Annotated in this window: 18 protein-coding genes and 5 tRNA genes; 2 read left to right on the top strand and 21 right to left on the bottom strand. The window is 48.7% G+C overall.

The annotated features are described in order from the left end of the window. Nucleotides 1-26: 26 nt before the first annotated feature. From rimM to ffh, 3 genes are all read right to left on the bottom strand, one after another. Nucleotides 27-575 (bottom strand): ribosome maturation factor RimM, encoded by a 549-nt coding sequence (gene rimM / locus F3J40_RS17205; RefSeq protein WP_167016514.1) that lies wholly within the window; start codon nt 573-575, stop codon nt 27-29. 18 nt (nt 576-593) lie between these two features. After that, nucleotides 594-842, bottom strand: a complete 249-nt coding sequence (rpsP, locus tag F3J40_RS17200) for a 30S ribosomal protein S16 (protein WP_007893313.1) — start codon at nt 840-842, stop codon at nt 594-596. A gap of 142 nt (nt 843-984) precedes the next feature. Beyond that, nucleotides 985-2,346 (bottom strand): signal recognition particle protein, encoded by a 1,362-nt coding sequence (ffh, locus tag F3J40_RS17195; RefSeq protein WP_017349734.1) that lies wholly within the window; start codon nt 2,344-2,346, stop codon nt 985-987. A gap of 165 nt (nt 2,347-2,511) precedes the next feature. Between ffh and F3J40_RS17190 the strand changes: the two genes are divergently transcribed. Then, on the top strand, nt 2,512-3,312 hold the full coding sequence (locus F3J40_RS17190; RefSeq protein WP_167016512.1) for a cytochrome C assembly family protein: 801 nt from the start codon (nt 2,512-2,514) through the stop codon (nt 3,310-3,312). A gap of 15 nt (nt 3,313-3,327) precedes the next feature. Beyond that, nucleotides 3,328-4,614, top strand: coding sequence for an HlyC/CorC family transporter (locus tag F3J40_RS17185; RefSeq protein ID WP_026042852.1), 1,287 nt, complete (start codon nt 3,328-3,330; stop codon nt 4,612-4,614). A gap of 50 nt (nt 4,615-4,664) precedes the next feature. Here F3J40_RS17185 and luxS read toward each other — a convergent pair whose 3' ends face one another. The 18 genes from luxS to F3J40_RS17095 form a co-directional block, all read right to left on the bottom strand. Beyond that, nucleotides 4,665-5,180, bottom strand: a complete 516-nt coding sequence (gene luxS / locus F3J40_RS17180; RefSeq protein ID WP_017349731.1) for an S-ribosylhomocysteine lyase — start codon at nt 5,178-5,180, stop codon at nt 4,665-4,667. Between the two features lie 149 nt (nt 5,181-5,329). Further along, entirely contained in the window at nt 5,330-6,934 is a 1,605-nt protein-coding gene (gshA, locus tag F3J40_RS17175; RefSeq protein WP_167016510.1) for a glutamate--cysteine ligase, read from the bottom strand. 31 nt (nt 6,935-6,965) lie between these two features. After that, nucleotides 6,966-7,394: a YqaA family protein gene (locus tag F3J40_RS17170; RefSeq protein WP_167016508.1), complete on the bottom strand. Its 429-nt coding sequence runs from the start codon at nt 7,392-7,394 to the stop codon at nt 6,966-6,968. Then, a complete protein-coding gene (yqaB, locus tag F3J40_RS17165) occupies nt 7,391-7,957 on the bottom strand; it encodes a fructose-1-phosphate/6-phosphogluconate phosphatase (RefSeq protein ID WP_167016506.1) in 567 nt (188 codons plus the stop codon). The genes F3J40_RS17170 and yqaB overlap by 4 nt, the downstream gene beginning before the upstream one ends. A 258-nt stretch (nt 7,958-8,215) precedes the next feature. Next, a tRNA-Arg gene (locus F3J40_RS17160) sits at nt 8,216-8,292 on the bottom strand. 33 nt (nt 8,293-8,325) lie between these two features. Next, a tRNA-Arg gene (locus F3J40_RS17155) sits at nt 8,326-8,402 on the bottom strand. 57 nt (nt 8,403-8,459) lie between these two features. Then, a tRNA-Arg gene (locus F3J40_RS17150) sits at nt 8,460-8,536 on the bottom strand. 77 nt (nt 8,537-8,613) lie between these two features. Continuing rightward, nucleotides 8,614-8,690 (bottom strand) — tRNA-Arg (locus F3J40_RS17145). Nucleotides 8,691-8,700: 10 nt separating this feature from the next. Then, nucleotides 8,701-8,793: transfer RNA gene (locus F3J40_RS17140), tRNA-Ser, on the bottom strand. A gap of 414 nt (nt 8,794-9,207) precedes the next feature. Next, entirely contained in the window at nt 9,208-9,393 is a 186-nt protein-coding gene (gene csrA, locus F3J40_RS17135) for a carbon storage regulator CsrA (protein ID WP_004155916.1), read from the bottom strand. Nucleotides 9,394-9,638: 245 nt separating this feature from the next. Next, the gene (alaS, locus tag F3J40_RS17130; RefSeq protein ID WP_167016504.1) at nt 9,639-12,266 is read right to left on the bottom strand and encodes an alanine--tRNA ligase; all 2,628 of its coding nucleotides are present in this window, start codon (nt 12,264-12,266) and stop codon (nt 9,639-9,641) included. A 133-nt stretch (nt 12,267-12,399) separates the two neighbouring features. Continuing rightward, the gene (locus F3J40_RS17125) at nt 12,400-12,912 is read right to left on the bottom strand and encodes a regulatory protein RecX (RefSeq protein ID WP_205297405.1); all 513 of its coding nucleotides are present in this window, start codon (nt 12,910-12,912) and stop codon (nt 12,400-12,402) included. A gap of 111 nt (nt 12,913-13,023) precedes the next feature. Then, a complete protein-coding gene (gene recA, locus F3J40_RS17120; protein ID WP_167016502.1) occupies nt 13,024-14,097 on the bottom strand; it encodes a recombinase RecA in 1,074 nt (357 codons plus the stop codon). Nucleotides 14,098-14,192: 95 nt separating this feature from the next. Beyond that, a complete protein-coding gene (gene pncC, locus F3J40_RS17115; protein ID WP_167016500.1) occupies nt 14,193-14,687 on the bottom strand; it encodes a nicotinamide-nucleotide amidase in 495 nt (164 codons plus the stop codon). Between the two features lie 106 nt (nt 14,688-14,793). Beyond that, on the bottom strand, nt 14,794-15,570 hold the full coding sequence (tam, locus tag F3J40_RS17110) for a trans-aconitate 2-methyltransferase (protein WP_167016498.1): 777 nt from the start codon (nt 15,568-15,570) through the stop codon (nt 14,794-14,796). Nucleotides 15,571-15,599: 29 nt separating this feature from the next. Continuing rightward, nucleotides 15,600-16,685, bottom strand: coding sequence for a lytic murein transglycosylase B (gene mltB, locus F3J40_RS17105; RefSeq protein ID WP_167016496.1), 1,086 nt, complete (start codon nt 16,683-16,685; stop codon nt 15,600-15,602). 136 nt (nt 16,686-16,821) lie between these two features. Beyond that, nucleotides 16,822-17,412: a hypothetical protein gene (locus tag F3J40_RS17100; protein ID WP_167016494.1), complete on the bottom strand. Its 591-nt coding sequence runs from the start codon at nt 17,410-17,412 to the stop codon at nt 16,822-16,824. Between the two features lie 9 nt (nt 17,413-17,421). Continuing rightward, on the bottom strand, nt 17,422-18,294 hold the full coding sequence (locus tag F3J40_RS17095) for a sigma 54-interacting transcriptional regulator (protein WP_167016492.1): 873 nt from the start codon (nt 18,292-18,294) through the stop codon (nt 17,422-17,424). Nucleotides 18,295-18,409 lie beyond the last annotated feature (115 nt).

The raw sequence follows: 18,409 nt of genomic DNA, 5'->3' as shown, positions 1-18,409 counted from the left end.
CGTTTCGTTACCGTGATATCCGGAGATCAAAAACCAGGATCCCAATCTACTTCGATAGTTCGAGTAGCGAGATCGACTTTCTTGATAACCTGTTCATCAAGAAACGGTATTAACCGCTCCTGCACACCGAATGCATCCTTCAGGTTTGCCTTAACGACGAGAACGTCGTTCGATCCGGTTTCCATCAAATCAATGACTTTGCCCATCTCGTAGCCTTCTGTGTTTACCACTTTGCAACCCATAAGGTCTTTCCAGTAGTAATCACCATTGTCCAGCTCTGGCAGTTGCGTCGAGTCAACCTTGATTTCGCAATTGGTTAACTGCGCCGCCGCGTCCCGATCATCAATGCCTTTGACTTTGATAATCAGGTCCTGATTGTGGTGCTTCCACCCCTCTAGCTCAACTAGCTGCCATTTGCCGGCACGCTCGATAAACCAGGGTTGATAGGCGAAAATACTTTCGGCGTCTTCGGTGGAGGAAAACACTTTGAGCCAACCCCGAATGCCGTATGCGGCCCCCATTTTGCCCAATACAATTGGGTTAACAGGAAGCTGTGCGGCAGGTTTCATGCTCATGCTCACCACCGTGACAGATTAAGCTGCTTTTTTTGCTTCTTTGATCAGCGCGTTAACGCGATCAGAAAGCGTTGCGCCCTGGCCAACCCAGTGCTCAATACGATCCAGGTCCAGACGCAGACCTTCAGCCTGACCAGATGCGATCGGGTTGAAGAAACCAACACGCTCGATGAAACGACCATTACGAGCGTTACGGCTGTCAGTAACGACAACCTGATAGAACGGACGCTTTTTAGCGCCGTGACGTGCCAAACGAATTGTAACCATAACATCCTCTTCAGTTAATAAAACAACCGGGCCCCAATGAGGGTCGGGGCCCGGATGTCGTATAAAAAGCCCGAAAATCTTACTCGCTTTGGTGAAAAAAGCAACCTAATAGCGCTAGCTTTCCGGCTTTTTTGCGGAACGGTTAACGTCCCGGGAATCCTGGCGGCATCATACCTTTCATGCTGCGCATCATTTTAGCCATGCCGCCTTTTTTCATTTTCTTCATCATACGCTGCATATCGTCGAACTGCTTGAGCAGACGGTTAACGTCCTGCACCTGCATACCCGAGCCCACAGCAATACGACGCTTGCGCGATCCTTTAATGATTTCTGGCTTTTCGCGCTCTTTGCGCGTCATTGAGTTAATCATCGCTTCCATACGGACCAGCACTTTATCGTCCATTTGCGACTTCACATTGTCAGGCAGCTGTCCCATACCCGGCAGTTTGCCCATCAGGCTGGCCATGCCACCCATATTGCGCATCTGTTTCAGCTGCTCAAGGAAGTCGTTAAGGTCAAAACCGTCACCGGTTTTCAACTTCTTGGCCAGTTTCTCCGCCTGTTCGCGGTCAACTTTGCTTTCAATATCTTCGATCAGCGACAACATGTCGCCCATGCCCAGAATACGGGAGGCGATGCGGTCTGGATAGAAAGCTTCCAGCGCTTCGGTCTTCTCGCCCATACCCATAAACTTGATAGGTTTACCGGTAATATGGCGAATAGACAGTGCCGCACCACCGCGTGCATCACCATCGACTTTCGTCAGGATCACACCCGTAAGTGGCAGCGCTTCGTTAAAGGCTTTGGCGGTGTTCGCCGCATCCTGACCGGTCATGGCGTCGACGACAAACAGCGTTTCTACCGGGTTGATCGCGGCATGAACCTGCTTGATTTCGTCCATCATGGCTTCGTCAACGTGCAGACGGCCCGCGGTATCCACCAACAGGACATCATAGAACTGCAGTTTCGCCTCTTTCAGCGCCTGGTTCACGATGTCTACAGGCTTCTGACTTGGGTCAGAAGGGAAGAAGTCAACGCCAACTTGCTGCGCCAGCGTTTCCAACTGTTTGATCGCCGCAGGGCGATAAACGTCAGCAGAAACGACCAGCACCTTTTTCTTGTGCTTCTCGCGCAGGAACTTACCGAGTTTACCCACGCTGGTGGTTTTACCCGCACCTTGCAAGCCAGCCATCAACACCACTGCCGGCGGTTGAGCCGCCAGGTTCAGCGTGTTGTTTTCATCCCCCATCGCTGCAACCAACTCATTGCGCACGATTTTGATGAACTCCTGACCTGGCGTCAGGCTTTTATTAACATCATGACCCACCGCGCTCTCTTTGACGCGGTTGATGAATTCACGCACAACTGGCAGCGCTACGTCAGCTTCCAGCAATGCCATACGCACTTCGCGCAGGGTGTCTTTGATGTTGTCTTCAGTCAGCCTGCCGCGGCCGCTGATATTTCGCAGAGTTTGCGATAAACGATCGGTCAAATTATCAAACATTGTCTCTCACTCAGAACATAGCGAGGCCGTGTGAACGGCATAATTGGGCGGATTATATCATGAAGTGCCATCGATCTCTGCAATTGCCCTTCAGATCGTTTGGCGCATGCTGCTGCTGACGTTATACTGCTTTTTTGTTTATCTGACTGATACCTGAAAGGTTATATGTCCGCTTTCGCGTTAGTGGCGTTATTCGCCTACTCTCTGAGCCTCGCTCTGATTATCCCGGGTCTACTCAAACGCAACGGTGGCTGGCGTCGGATGGCTGTGCTTTCCGCCTGCCTTGCACTGATCTGCCATGCTGTGGCCTTACAGCAACGTATTTTTGCCGTTGATGACGGACAGAACCTTAGCCTGCTCAATATTGGCTCGCTGGTGAGCTTACTGATCTGTTGTGTGATGACTATCGTTGCCTCACGCAATCGTGGGTGGGTCCTGCTGCCGATTGTGTATAGCTTTGCGCTGATCAATCTGGCCTTTGCCACGTTTGTCCCCAATGCATTTATTACGCATCTGGAGACATCACCCGGCATGATGATTCACATCGGGCTCTCTCTGTTTGCCTACGCAACGCTCATTATTGCGGCGCTTTATGCTTTACAGTTGGCGTGGATCGACTACCAACTGAAAAATAAGAAACTGGCTTTTACGCAGGATATGCCGCCGTTGCTGAGCATTGAACGTAAGATGTTTCATATTACTCAGGTAGGCGTAGTCCTGCTGACGCTGGTGCTGTGCACCGGCCTGTTCTATATGCACAATCTGTTTAGCGAAGAGAACGTCGATAAAGCCGTGCTCTCGATCCTCGCCTGGTTTGTCTATATTGTTCTGCTCTGGGGCCATTATCATGAAGGCTGGCGTGGACGCCGTGTGGTCTGGTTCAACTGTGGTGGAGCACTGCTGTTAACCATGGCCTACTTTGGTAGTCGCGTGTTACAGCATTTGCTCATCCATACGTCCCATTAATAAGGAACACCTGTGTTGGAACATGTTTCAACCACCACGTTAATTATCACTTTAGTCATCATGGTGCTGGTTTCAGCATGGTTTGCCGGTTCTGAAACCGGCATGATGACACTTAACCGCTATAAATTACGTCATCAGGCTAAGAGCGGAGTACGCAGCGCTCGCCGGGTTGAAAAACTGCTTAAGCGGCCGGACCGCCTGATAAGCCTGGTGCTGATCGGCAACAACCTCGTTAATATTTTGGCCTCTTCACTGGCGACCATCGTGGGCATCCGGCTATACGGCGATGCGGGTGTCGCCATTGCTACCGGCATTTTGACCTTTGTGGTGCTGGTTTTTGCTGAAGTGTTGCCCAAAACCATTGCTGCGCTCTATCCCGAAAAAGTGGCCTATCCCAGCAGTATCCTGCTTGGCCCACTGCAATATGTCATGCTGCCGCTGGTGTGGTTGCTAAATACGATTGCACGGGGCCTGATGCGTTTAGTCGGCATTAAAACTGAAGGCTCAATTAGCGGCGCTTTAAGCAAAGAGGAACTGCGCACCATCGTGTATGAGTCGCGTAGTCTGATGTCGCGTCGTAATCAGGATATGCTGCTGTCAGTGTTAGACCTGGAAAAAATCAGCGTGGACGACATCATGGTGCCGCGCAATGAAATCGTCGGCATTAACATCAGTGACGACTGGAAGTCGATTATGCGCCAGCTGACGCACTCTCCTCATGGCAGGATTGTGCTGTTCCGCGACTCCCTGGATGACTGTGTTGCCATGCTGCGGGTGCGCGAAGCCTGGCGCATCATGAGTGAGAAAAAAGAGTTCAACAAAGAGACTTTGCTGCGTGCAGCGGATGAAATCTACTATGTCCCGGAAGGCACGCCTCTCAATGTGCAGCTCATCAAATTTCAGCGCAACAAGAAAAAAGTTGGCATGGTGGTCGATGAGTATGGCGATATCAAAGGACTGGTGACTATCGAGGATATTCTCGAAGAGATTGTGGGTGACTTTACAACCTCTATGTCTCCTTCCCTCGCCGAGGAAGTCATGCCACAAACAGATGGTTCGGTGCTCATCGAGGGCAGCGCAAACGTCAGGGACATCAACAAAGCGTTTAACTGGCATTTGCCTGAAGAAGGTGCTCGTACGATCAATGGCATGTTGCTGGAAGCGCTAGAGGAGATTCCGCAAGTGAAGACCCGGGTGTTGATCAGCAAATATGACGTGGACATTCTTGATGTACAGGACAATATGGTGAAGCAAGTACGTATTACTCCCCATGTGCCACTCAAAACTTCTGTAGGTTCCTGATGCAAAAACGCCGCAAACTCTGCGGCGTTTTTTTTCGTTCAAATGAACGACTAGATGTGCAGTTCTTTCAGCTTTTCAGCAGGCAACTTGAGATCTTCGTTACGGTTAACGCCGATATCGTGTGCCAGAACGTTGCGAGCAATCTGCTGCGCTTCGTCCAGAGAGTGCAGCTTGTAGCTACCGCACTGATATTCATTCAGCTCAGGAATCTGGTTCTGGTCTTTGACCTTCAGCACATCTTCCATTGCGCCTTTCCACGCTTTTGCCACTTCCTGCTCATCTGGCGTGCCAATCAGGCTCATGTAGAAACCGGTGCGGCAGCCCATTGGTGAGATATCAACAATTTCTACACCAGCGCGATTCAGATGATTACGCATGAAGCCTGCGAACAGGTGTTCCAGGGTATGGATCCCACGCTCAGTCAGAATATCGATATTCGGACGGCAGAAACGCAGGTCAAAAACGGTGATGGTATCGCCATGAGGAGTGTTCATCGTTTTGGCTACACGTACTGCGGGTGCCGCCATGATGGTGTGGTCTACAGTAAAACTATCCAGCAGTGGCATCTTGTCACCTCCTGTTTTGAAATTTTTTTTGAACCGATGAAACTTTTCTGTTCGCCGAGCGTCTTAATCTATGAAAGACGCGCATTTGTTATCATCATCCCTGACACAGAGATGTTATTTTGGCCACAGTGATGTGGCCATTTTCTTTTCTACCCGTTCCGACTTGCCAGGTAGGTTTCAAAATCTTGCGTTTCGCTTGCTTCTAACTGCTGTTGTGCAGCAATCGATTCAGCGGCCTGACGGCTAAACGCCTGTTCATCCAACACTTCCAGTGACTCTTCACAGAGCAGATGGCGATATTGCTCAGCCAATCCAACCCCTGTCCCCACCAAACCGTTCTGTTTGATGGTGCGAAGAATACGCGCCGAATAGGTTAGCTCAGGATCGTCAAACGATGCTACCAGTTGATCGCAAACCTGTTGATATTGCGTGCTACCGTTATTGCTATCCAGCACTTCAGCCACGCGATGTAGGTCAGCAAACAGGGTTTTACCCACTTCAGCCAGGCTAAATTGCGCTTCACCACAACCCACGCCAATCGTCTGATCGGGCTTACGGCCTTCAAGAATCACGCGGTTCCAGTTCGTACGACTGCATAACAGCTCCTCAGCACTCATTTCTGGCGCATCCGCAAGGGTGCACCAAATCAGGAACAAATCGAGGAAACGGGCCTGATCGGCATCAACACCCACAGGCGAGAACGGATTGATATCCAACGAGCGCACTTCAATATATTCAATGCCACCGCGCAACAATGCATCTGACGGTGCTTCTCCTGAACGCGTTACGCGTTTTGGACGAATGGGCGCATAGAGCTCATTTTCAATTTGCAGCACGTTGGTGTTGAGCTGAAGCCAGTTGCCATCAGCATCATGAGTGCCCATTGGGGCAAACTCTTCAGAAGGCGTTTTGATCGCTTTCTTCAGGGCTGAGACATACCCTTCAAGGGAATTAAAGGCAATGCCGAGGTTATTCTGCGATTTGTTGGTGTAGCCAAGGTCGCTCAGGCGTAGTGACGTCGCATAAGGCAGCCACAACGTCCCTTTACCATTACTTTCAAACGGCAGTTTGCTTTCGCGCCCTTGCAGGAAACTTTCGCAGATAGCCGGAGAAGCACCAAAAAGATAAGGAATAACCCAACCAAATCGATAGTAGTTGCGAATTAAACGCAGATAACCGGCAGAGATCGTCTCTTTCCCGCTCTCTGCATCTTTCACATCTGCCCACTCCTGCCAAAAGGTGAGCGGCAGCGAGAAGTTGTAATGAATGCCAGAGATAATTTGCATCAGGGCGCCGTAGCGATTTTTTAATCCCTGACGATAGAGGGTTTTCATACGCCCTACGTTAGAAACGCCATACTGTGCGATCTCAATCGCACTGGCATCGGCAACGAAACCGGGCATGCTAAACGGCCACATGCGTTCTTCGCCCAGCTCTCGAGCTGTATGACGATGAATATCACGCAGTACCGCCAACATATGATCAATGTCTTTATCGACCGGAGTAATAAACTCCAGCAGCGTTTCTGCGAAATCTGTGGTTATCCAGTCGTGCTTTAACGCTGAACCCAGCGAAACAGGATGGCCGGTTGAGGCGAGATGACCATTTGGGTCAACGCGCAGCGTTTCACGCTCAATACCGCGACCGATCCCTTTCAGGGCACCGGGGTGCGCTTCCAGCCAGGAAAGCGCTTTAGATACATCCGGGACCACATTAACCTCCCGCTGTGAGAATAGTTTATTTTTGTTCAGCATAATGTTAACCCTAGCCTCGAATCTGTGCGAATCAATGCCACCATTGCATACCTTGTAAGGTGACCATCGCGATAACCACGTAACGCAGCGTTTTACCGATCGCAAGATACAGCACCACTGGACCCCAGGCCAAACGCAGCCAGCCGGCCAGCACGCACAATACATCGCCAATAAGCGGTAGCCAACTGAACAGCAAAGCTGCTGGTCCAAGCCGATTTAGCCACGTTATTGCTTTTTGATGCCATCGCCCTTGCTGCTTCAGTGGTAGCAGGCGACCAATTATAATGTTTGTCAGGCCACCCAGGGTGTTTCCCAGCGAGGCCATCGTCACCAAGGCAAAAACCGATGCCTGTTTAGCTATCAATAATGTGACGAGTAGAGCTTCTGAGCTACCCGGTAGCAGTGTCGCACTAAGGAAGCTGCTGCTAAATAAAGAGGCGTTTGCGAGAAATACGGTCACAGTAAACGCACATCAACGACATCCATTCCTGCCGCCTGAGCCGCGCGAATGCCAAAATCAGCATCTTCGAACACCACGCAGCGTTCAGGCGCAACACCTAACAGTGCTGCGCAGCGTAAAAAGGTTTCAGGTTCCGGCTTATGCAGCGTGACATCATCCGCGCCTACAATCGCCGAAAACAGATTCTGCACGCCCAGCTCCGTCAACAGTGCCACAGCCATACTGTGCTCACTTCCGGTGCCTACAGCCATCGGACGCTTACCATAATAAGCCTTAGCGACCTCAAGCAGTGGCAGAGGGCGTACGTTATCCAGCAGCATCGCTTTCACCGCCGTGGTTTTTTCCGCAGCCAGATGATGAGGATCAATATTTAAGCCATGAGTTTCAGTAATGAACTGTGCTAAGCGCCAGGTTGGCGATCCATTGAACCTCACCATGGTTTCTTCATCAAACGCGAGGTCATAACGCGCCAGAACCTGCTGCCAGGCCTTTCTGTGCGTTGGCTCTGTATCGAGAATAGTGCCGTCCATATCGAAAATCAGAGCATCATATTGATCGTACATTGCCTCTCCAGACATCACGAAAAATGTGTCCTTACTTTAGCTGAATGTGCATAGGTTGTCGCCAGGAGTGATTAACCGCAAATGCTTTGAAAGCATTAGCAATTTTTCATTTGAGAAAAAGAGGAGTAGTGAGTGCCAGAGTTAACTGTGTGACAGCTATAGCTTTTGTTGCAGGATCAGAAAGTTGCGAAATAAATAACAGGATTAGATTGGGAGGTAATGCGAAACTTTAATGAAAAATGCAGAGAAGAAAGGAGATGGTGCATCCAGGAGGATTCGAACCTCCGACCGCTCGGTTCGTAGCCGAGTACTCTATCCAGCTGAGCTATGGATGCATCGTAAAACATTGTGCTGATTTGAGAAAAGAATGGTGCATCCAGGAGGATTCGAACCTCCGACCGCTCGGTTCGTAGCCGAGTACTCTATCCAGCTGAGCTATGGATGCAATATAATTCTTTTCAAAATGGATTTGATGAGACCAACCTGGGAACGATACAAAGAATGGTGCATCCAGGAGGATTCGAACCTCCGACCGCTCGGTTCGTAGCCGAGTACTCTATCCAGCTGAGCTATGGATGCATTGGTAATTCTTGTACTACGCAGGGTGTTAACAACACACCATGGGGGAAGATGCTTTAGACTTCCGTTCTTCTCGATGGTGCATCCAGGAGGATTCGAACCTCCGACCGCTCGGTTCGTAGCCGAGTACTCTATCCAGCTGAGCTATGGATGCATCGAGAAAATGGCGGTGAGGCGGGGATTCGAACCCCGGATGCAGCTTTTGACCGCATACTCCCTTAGCAGGGGAGCGCCTTCAGCCTCTCGGCCACCTCACCTTACGCTTTCTTACTGCCTGTGCTTCTGAACTTTGTTTCTGCTCATCGGCACTGCGTGGCGCACATATTACTTTCTGGCACTTATAAGTCAAACAAATTTTTTCGCCTTTTTATTCGTTTGCACAAATGACACTCAATTTGAGCAGATTAAAGGCAAAAAGAGTGATTTATCAACGAAAAAGACCCCGTTAAGCGATGATCTCAGATCAAAAAAAGCGAGCGAGAAAGCTGCCTGACAAAGGATAGAGAGAAAAAAAACAGCCTGAAAAACAGAAAATGACGTCTAGCGGGATAAAAAGCGGTGAGGAAAATGGATTAAAAGAAGCCGCGTTAACGAAAAGCAGGACAAGCAGAAGAAGAAAGAACGCTTTAGAGGCAGCGCCTCGCTAAGAAACGAGGCGCTAGAAAGGGGGATTAGTAACTCGTTTGCTGAGTTTTTTCAGCCTGAATGCGCTGGTAGATTTCTTCACGATGCACAGAAACCTCTTTCGGCGCATTCACACCAATGCGAACCTGGTTACCCTTCACTCCCAGCACCGTTACAGTCACCTCATCGCCAATCATGAGGGTTTCACCAACTCGACGAGTTAGAATAAGCATTCTTTGCTCCTTGAAAGATTAAAAGAGTCGGGCCCGTAGGTTTCCCGGCATTCTCCATCATGCGACACCGAACGTTGACTATGATAAATACAGCAACCCGCGTTATGGTGCCAATACATTCTGCTGATAGTAAGTTTAGCCGAAATACACTACATCAACCTGACTTTATCATTAGCAGTTGCACATCGTGTTAGAAAGTGCCAACACCTGTGATGGCACTCTCCACAATGCATTGTTTTATTTCATTACAGTCGGCTACTGACCCACGCTTCCACGCCTTTCAGCGCGTTCGTAAGAGCTGCAGTATCCGTTCCCCCGGCTTGCGCCATATCTGGTCTACCACCACCTTTACCGCCAACCTGCTGGGCCAAATCGCCCACCAGCTCACCGGCTTTGACCTTGTCTGTCAGGTCTTTCGTCACACCAGCGATCAACGACACTTTACCTTCTGCCACCGTAGCCAAAACAATAATGGCGGATTTCAGCTGGTTTTTCAGATCATCAACCATGGTGCGTAACATTTTCGGGTCCACGTTAGCCAGTTCACTGACCAGCAGTTTCGTCCCGTTCACATCAATCGCTTTACTGCTCAGATTAGCACTCTCCTGCGCAGCTTGCTGATCGCGCAGTTGTTGCAACTCTTTTTCCAGCGCACGAGTATGGTCAACCAGTGTACGAACCTTCTCGTTTAAGTTTGTGCTGTTGGCCTTCACCACCTGCGCAATCTCTGACAACTGGTCACTTTGCGCGTGAAGTTGAGCAATTGCAGCTTCACCGGTCAACGCTTCAATACGACGCACGCCTGCAGCCGTTCCTGACTCGGTCAAGATGCGGAACAAACCAATGTCACCGGTTCTTGCGGCATGTGTACCACCACAAAGCTCAACCGAGAAGTCACCCATGGTCACAACACGCACACGCTGTTCATATTTTTCACCGAACAGTGCAGTTGCACCCAGCGCTTTAGCGTCATCCAGATCCATGACATCAGTTTGAATCAACAGATTACGACGAATCTGAGCATTCACAATATCTTCGACCGCACGGATCTCCTGAGGTTTCACCGCTTCAGAATGAGAGAAGTCAAAACGCAGGTACTTATCATTGTTCAGTGAGCCTTTCTGCCCAACATGGCGGCCTAATACTTCACGCAGCGCTTCATGCATCAAGTGCGTTGCAGAGTGATTAAGACGAATGCGTGCTCGACGCTCTTCATCCACCTGTGCTTCCAGACGATCGCCAACACGTAACTGCCCCGCCGTTAAATGACCAATATGGCCAACGGCTTTACCGTACTTTTGCGTATCTGAAACGGTAAATGACACACCCTGAGCGCTCAACAGACCGCTGTCACCAACCTGTCCACCGGATTCGCCGTAGAATGGTGTTTCATCAAGAATGACCACCGCCTCATCACCGCTGCTAACAGATTCTACAGCAGACCCATTCACGTAAAGTGCAGTGACTGTGGCTGTCAACGCTAACTGCTCGTAGCCTTTAAACGCAGAAGCCTCATCAACACGGATAACGTTGCTGTAGTCTGTGCCGAAGCCACTAGCTTCACGCGCACGTTGACGCTGCTGCTCCATGGCTTTCTCGAAGCCGGCTTCGTCAATTTTCAGATCTCGCTCACGGCAGACATCCGCAGTTAAATCGACCGGGAAACCGAAGGTATCGTAGAGACGGAATACAGTCTCTCCGTCCAGGGTATCGCCCTGTAATTTTGCGAGTTCGTCATCCAGCAGCGCCAAACCACGCTCAAGGGTCTTGGCAAACTGCTCTTCTTCTGACTTCAGTACGTTCTCTACCTGAGCCTGCTGACGACGCAGTTCATCCCCAGCGCTGCCCATTACTTCAATCAGAGGGGCAACCAGTTTATAGAAGAATGCCTCTTTAGCGCCCAGCATATTGCCATGACGCACAGCACGACGAATGATACGACGCAGCACATAGCCACGGTTTTCATTCGACGGGATGACACCATCGGCAATCAGGAAGGCACAAGAACGAATGTGGTCAGCGACAACGCGCAGAGATTTATTGCTGAGATCGGTAGCCCCTGTTACCGCAGCAACCGCGGCAATCAGTTTTTCAAACAGATCGATCTCATAGTTTGAATTCACATGCTGCAATACTGCCGAAATGCGCTCGAGACCCATGCCGGTATCTACTGAAGGCTTCGGTAATGGCAACATGGTACCGTCAATTTGACGGTTGAACTGCATGAAGACGATATTCCAGATCTCAATGTAACGATCGCCATCTTCTTCCGGGCTACCTGGAGGACCACCCCAGATGTGATCGCCGTGATCATAGAAAATTTCACTGCAAGGGCCGCATGGTCCAGTATCACCCATTTGCCAGAAGTTATCTGAAGCGTACGGTGCACCTTTGTTGTCACCGATGCGGATGATGCGCTCGTGTGGGACACCAATCTCGTTGGCCCAGATATTGTAAGCCTCATCATCTGACGCGTAGACGGTGACCCAGAGCTTCTCTTTCGGCAGACTGAACCACTGCGGGCTTGTCAGCAACTCCCAGGCAAAGGCAATCGCTTCCTGCTTGAAGTAATCGCCAAAGCTGAAGTTGCCCAGCATTTCAAAGAAAGTGTGATGGCGCGCAGTATAGCCAACGTTTTCCAGGTCGTTATGCTTACCGCCAGCGCGTACACAACGTTGAGACGTCGTCGCACGGGAGTAGCTACGCTTATCCTGACCAAGGAACACGTCTTTGAACTGGTTCATCCCAGCGTTAGTGAACAGTAACGTCGGGTCGTTATTCGGCACAAGGGAGCTGCTATCTACAACCTGATGTCCCTTGCTGTGAAAAAAGTCGAGAAACGCTTGACGGATCTCAGCAGTGCTCTTGCTCATAAATTTCCTGGAATCACGCTAACGAAGGTTCCGTCTCTCTGGCATCACGATCTAAGCGGATACAAGTGAAAGAGGAACAAAAAGTGGGAATAAGATAAATTTTCTTCAATGGGAAGTAAAATCCCATCGTCCTTCAGGCATCAAAATTTGTGAAAACTGACTGGATATCTTCGCTATAGAAGCCGCGAGATTGCAAGTAGCGCATCACTTTTGCTTTCTCCGGCCAGCGGGTTGGCAATGGCAGACCAAATTTACGCTCAGCAATCTGACAAGCTTCTTGTTGCCAGTCGATATCTGATTCAGCCATCGCTTCATCAGCGAGCTGACGCGAGATACCTTTAAGCATCAATTCCTGTTTAATGCGTTGTGGGCCATAACCTTTACGCGATCTTCCTTTGATAAACAGTTCAATAAAACGTTGCTCATTTAGCCAACCATTCTCAAGACAGTAATCCGTCACTGCTTGCAGCAGTTCAGCGCTGTATAGCTCGGGATCGCGTTGCTCGCCTCTGGCCCGTCTCTGCTCCGCTAGCTGTAGCTTTTGTTGCAGCTCATAACAGCTATGATCGCGTTGGGCCAGGATGTACATAGCGCTATTAAGTAAACGCGTAAACGTCGCTTTATCTGCGTCTGATAATGGAGGCATGAAAAAACTCTTTGGCAATGTAGAGGACGTGTCGGGCGACACCATACCGGGGAAATACGTGCAGGGAAAGAAAAGCAAAACGGGAGCAGTTTCCTGCTCCCGTCATATTAATCAAAAGTCTTCGTTGGTTTCGCTCGCGGCATCCTCATTCTCATCCGCAGAGAAATCAGCAGCTCCGGTATCACCCGTTGGGTTATTGAGCAGTAAATCACGCAGTTTCTGATCAATCTCATTCGCAATTGCGGCGTTTTCTTTCAAGAAGTTACCGGCATTAGCTTTACCCTGGCCGATCTTATCGCCATTGTAGCTATACCAGGCACCCGCTTTCTCAATCAGTTTATGCTTAACACCTAAATCAACCAGCTCGCCGAAGGTATTAATTCCTTCGCCATACATGATCTGGAATTCAGCTTGTTTAAACGGCGCAGCGATCTTGTTCTTCACCACTTTAACGCGGGTTTCACTGCCTACCACGTTGTCGCCTTCTTTAATCGCGCCAATACGGCGGATATCAAGACGCACAGAAGCGTAGAATTTTAAGGCATTACCACCCGTCGTGGTTTCTGGATTACCGAACATCACACCAATTTTCATACGAATCTGGTTGATGAAGATAAGCAACGTATTGGATTGCTTCAGGTTACCAGCCAGTTTACGCATCGCCTGGCTCATCATACGAGCTGCAAGGCCCATATGGGAATCACCGATTTCGCCTTCGATTTCAGCTTTTGGCGTTAATGCTGCAACGGAGTCGACGATAATAACATCGACCGCACCGGAACGTGCCAGCGCATCACAAATCTCCAGTGCTTGTTCACCGGTATCCGGCTGTGAGCACAGCAGGTTATCAATATCAACCCCAAGCTTCTTCGCATAAACCGGATCAAGCGCATGTTCGGCATCGATAAATGCGCAGGTTTTGCCTTTGCGCTGTGCCGCAGCGATAACCTGCAGCGTCAGGGTAGTTTTACCAGAAGACTCAGGGCCATAAATCTCAACGATACGGCCCATCGGCAAACCGCCAGCACCTAATGCAATATCCAGAGAGAGTGAACCGGTAGAAATGGTCTCTACGTCCATAGAGCGGTCTTCGCCCAGACGCATGATAGAGCCTTTACCAAATTGTTTCTCAATCTGGCCCAGCGCAGCGGCTAAAGCCTTCTGTTTGTTTTCATCAATTGCCATTTCTGTTCCTCATCATGCCGGGTTTGCACGCACCTGAAGTACTTGCTCTCGTTCTGTTGCGCACAATTATACTGTATGGTCATACAGTATCAAGTTTAATTTTTGAGAAATTCACCGTGCAATGTACTCAGCGCCCAAAATACTGACTGCCGACGAACAGTTTCACGATCGCCACTGAAACACTGACGATAAGCAACCGTCTTACCGCCGGGCAGTGCGAAACCGAACCACACTGTGCCAACCGGTTTCTCTGGCGTCCCGCCGTCGGGACCTGCGATACCACTTACTGAGATCGCATACTGTGCCTGAGCCTGTTGCTGTGCTCCCGCAGCCATCTCTTTCACAACTTCTTCACTCACGGCCCCGAAACGTTCCAGCGTGGCTGTTTGTACACCTAGCATTTCAGCTTTCGCCTGATTACTGTAAGTCACAAAACCGCGCTCAAACCAGGCAGAGCTACCGCTAATGTCAGTAAGTATTTTAGCTAACCATCCACCGGTACAGGATTCCGCTACCGTTACACTGGCAGAATGCTGTTTAAGCAGTTGGCCAATCTGATGGCTTAACGCCATAAGCTGATGATCGTCCATGTACGACTCCCTAATCTGGTGAAGAGATAAAATGTGGGAGTGTTAAGACTATTTCAAGGTGAGATGAAAAGCACCGCGCTATTGTGCGGTGCCGATTCCAGAAAACTCAGACAGATTTCACTGCAACGATGAAAAATCGTGGGAACGCCAATAAAACCCTGCCATCAGCACGTTGAGGATAGGCATTTTTCAGTTCAGATAAATAAGCATCAAGAAATAGCCTCTGTTGCTCTTGATTTAGCTGTGCCAAAAACGGCCGCAAACCGGTAGATCGCAACCAATCAACAATCGCACTTACGGTTGGCATCACATGAAAATAGGTGGTACGCCAAATATCGACCTGACAGCCATTTTGCGTCAAAAGATCATAATAGTGATCTGTATTGAACGCTTGTTTTCTCCCCACTATAGCGGCAGGAATTAGCTGGCTAAAAGGTTCACGAACGGCAATTTCTCGCATTAAACGATGTGAAGGTTCATTAACGTTATCTGGCATCTGGATGGCCAACACACCTTCTGGAGCGAGTTGGCGCACGAGATGAGGTATTAGCTGATTGTGATTCTCCACCCACTGCAAAGACGCATTCGCATAAATAATCTGCTGAGGAGATTGCGGATGCCAGCGCTGAATGTCTGCTTCGACAAAAAGACAATCTGGCAGGCGCTCTCTGGCCTGCTCCAGCATTGCGGGAGAATTATCAAGTCCGATGATCTGTGCATCGGGCCAATGTTTCCGAAGCAATTCCGTACTGTTTCCAGGGCCGCAACCTAGATCAGTAACGCGCGTAGGATGAGTGAGAGGAATACGCCCCAGTAACTCGAGTGCCGGGCGCGTCCTTTCCGCTTCGAACTGTCGATACAATGCTGGATCCCAGTCAGTCATAGTTAACGCCTCTACGGATGAAAGCAATGCTACTGAAACACAGCACCCTGTCGAGCCTGCCTTACCGCTTCGCCAAGCTGCCATACAGCCATTGCATAGTGTGTGCTGTGGTTGTAGCGAGTGATAACATAGAAATTCGGTAAGCCGAGCCAATATTGATAGCTGGTTCCCATATCAAGCCTTAGCAGGCTGACTTGATTCGCCCCATCCAGTGGCCCTTGGGCACTCAGACCCGATGCAGCAAGCATGGAGGGTGTATAGCTCGTATTAAAACCATTATTAAGCAACGGAGCCTGTCCGCTGGCTGGCACAGCGATACCTTGTCCAGCTTTCCAGCCATGAGCCTGGAAGTAGTGAGCAACACTGCCGATCGCATCCTCAGGGTCCCACAGATTGATGTGACCATCCCCGTTGAAGTCAACCGCATATTGTTTATAGGCTGAAGGCATGAACTGACCATACCCCATTGCCCCGGCGAAGGAACCACGAAGATTAAGCGGATCATCCTGTTCGCTGCGGGCCATCAGCAGGAAGGTTTCAAGCTCGCCACTAAAATAAGCTGCGCGGCGTGGATAATTGAAAGAGAGAGTCGCCAGAGCATCAAGGATACGGGTTTTCCCCATCACTCTGCCCCAGCGGGTCTCTACACCAATAATACCGACGATAATTTCAGCAGGAACACCATATTGCTGTTCTGCACGCTGTAAGACATCTTGATATTGGTTCCAGAAAGCAACGCCGTTTTGTACATTCGCAGGGGTAATAAACTTGTTGCGATAGCGTATCCACGCGCCGTTGGGTCCGGTCGGCCCAGTGTAGGTAGGTGCCTGTTGATCCATTAAGCGCAGGACGTAATCAAGGCGCTTAGCCTGACCAATAACAACATGGAGCTGAGCACGGTCAAAGCCGTGTTTCGACACCATCATATCAATGAACTGTTCGGCTGCTGGGTTACCTGAGAAATCCCCATTGAGCACCTGTGCACTCTGGTCGGGCTGGAGCAAAAAGCCCCCCTGCCCAACAGAAGATGGCGTCTCACGGGCCTGTAGATGAGACTTACTGCTACAAGCGGCCAGAAAAAGTACAGGTAACAACAGAGTTAACTTTAAGTACATCACGCATCCAGCAAACAGAAGATTGAATGGGTATTGATGTTAAACATTCTATACAGGAAGTATAGAGGCCAAAACAAAAAAGCGTTTCCCCCATCACTTATGTGAAGCGCTGGAACAAAGTAGCGATATGTTATGTTCAGGATAAGGTAACAAGGCCGTTTTCATCGATGTGAGGGCACGAAATCTCAGTGACATGACTCAGAAGAAGCGTAAAAACTTTACGCAGAACAATCGACTCTATCGCTGAGAAATGAGCAATTTTAACAGGTAAACTCACCTCTTTATCCAAGAGGAGCCTAAAGTAAAACCATTCCTGCGGATAAAGTTGGTATGTAATATCAAGAAACAGCTTATCTGGATGATAAACGTCATTAAGCGTAATCAAATTATTAATTTGTGGGTAGAAGCGTCCCAAACGACCACACCAAACCACATCATCACAGGATAGCGTGTCAACACCGCTTCCTTTAACGATAACCTCCGATAAAAGCGCATAAAAATGTTTTCTACGATCATCTTCAAGAGAAAATAAAGATGAGACCAGAGGATGGGCCTCAGTTAAAGATAAACTATCGATACTAAGGATATCCAAATAGACTGCCACTTCCCTGCAAGAGAAAGAAACATTATTATTGAAGTAAAGACACTCCTCACTTGAATCAAACCATGACGAGTGTATTTGTGACAAAAAAAACCGAACATCATCTTGGATTAATGCATCAGTCATACCTTATACTTAACTTTGCAGCTTATTATATATAGTCCGAACTGTAACAGCTAATTCTTCAGCAACCTCTTTCATATTACCATCATATTTTTCGAGGCAGCTATTTATAACAGATCGTTCAAAGATACCTACTCTTTCTTTTAGTTTTTTAATTCCGGTGGACAAAATCGGTTGTGAAAAAATCGGCAAGCCTAAAGAAAACCTATCTGCACAAGACTTTAACTCTCGAATATTACCAGGCCATGAATACATGAGTAAAGCATCTTCAATTTCAGCAGTAATATTCGGTGGATGCACCCCATTAATGCAAGAGGAGGATTTAAGGAAAACCTTGAACATAGGCAAAATGATTTCAGCACGTTCTCTCAGTGGCGGTATGTTAACTTTCAACGTCATGAGACGATAATAAAGATCCCCTCTAAACAAACCATTCTGAGTAAGATTAAATAAATTACGCTGAGATGATGCGATGATCCTGAAGTTAAGTTGTAATGTTTTTGTGCTTCCTAAACGTTGTAAAGAACGCGTTTCAATTACCCTCAATAATTTGACTTGCAAATGTAAGGGCAGACTATCAATCTCATCAAGATAAAGAATGCCATCATGTGCTGCTTCAACATACCCAACCCGACTATTTGTTGCGCCAGTATAAGCTCCAGCAACAGTACCAAAGAGTTCACTTTCAATTAGCGCGTCAGGAATAGCTGCCGCATTAACAGCTACAAAGTCTCCCTTAAACTGTTGTTGCTTATAGATGCTATGGGCAAGTGTGTCCTTGCCTGTACCCGTTTCCCCCTGAATGAGGATGTCATGATATGACGAGTATAAAGCGTGTTTGAGTTCTTCATTGTCTAAGGAAATCAATGGATTTTGAATAGTCATCACTCAACCAAAAATAATAATAATAAACTCAACAAGAGATTAATTTAATGATCTATAAACTCATAGGGAAATTCATAGCATTCAACTTAAAATACCATCCTGGGGATGAATTTTC

Origin of the sequence: Candidatus Pantoea multigeneris (assembly GCF_011752615.1) — a bacterium.
Classification (GTDB): Bacteria; Pseudomonadota; Gammaproteobacteria; order Enterobacterales; family Enterobacteriaceae; genus Pantoea; species Pantoea multigeneris.
The sequence above is the reverse complement of the archived record's forward strand: the minus strand, read 5'-3'. Positions and strand labels throughout refer to the sequence as shown.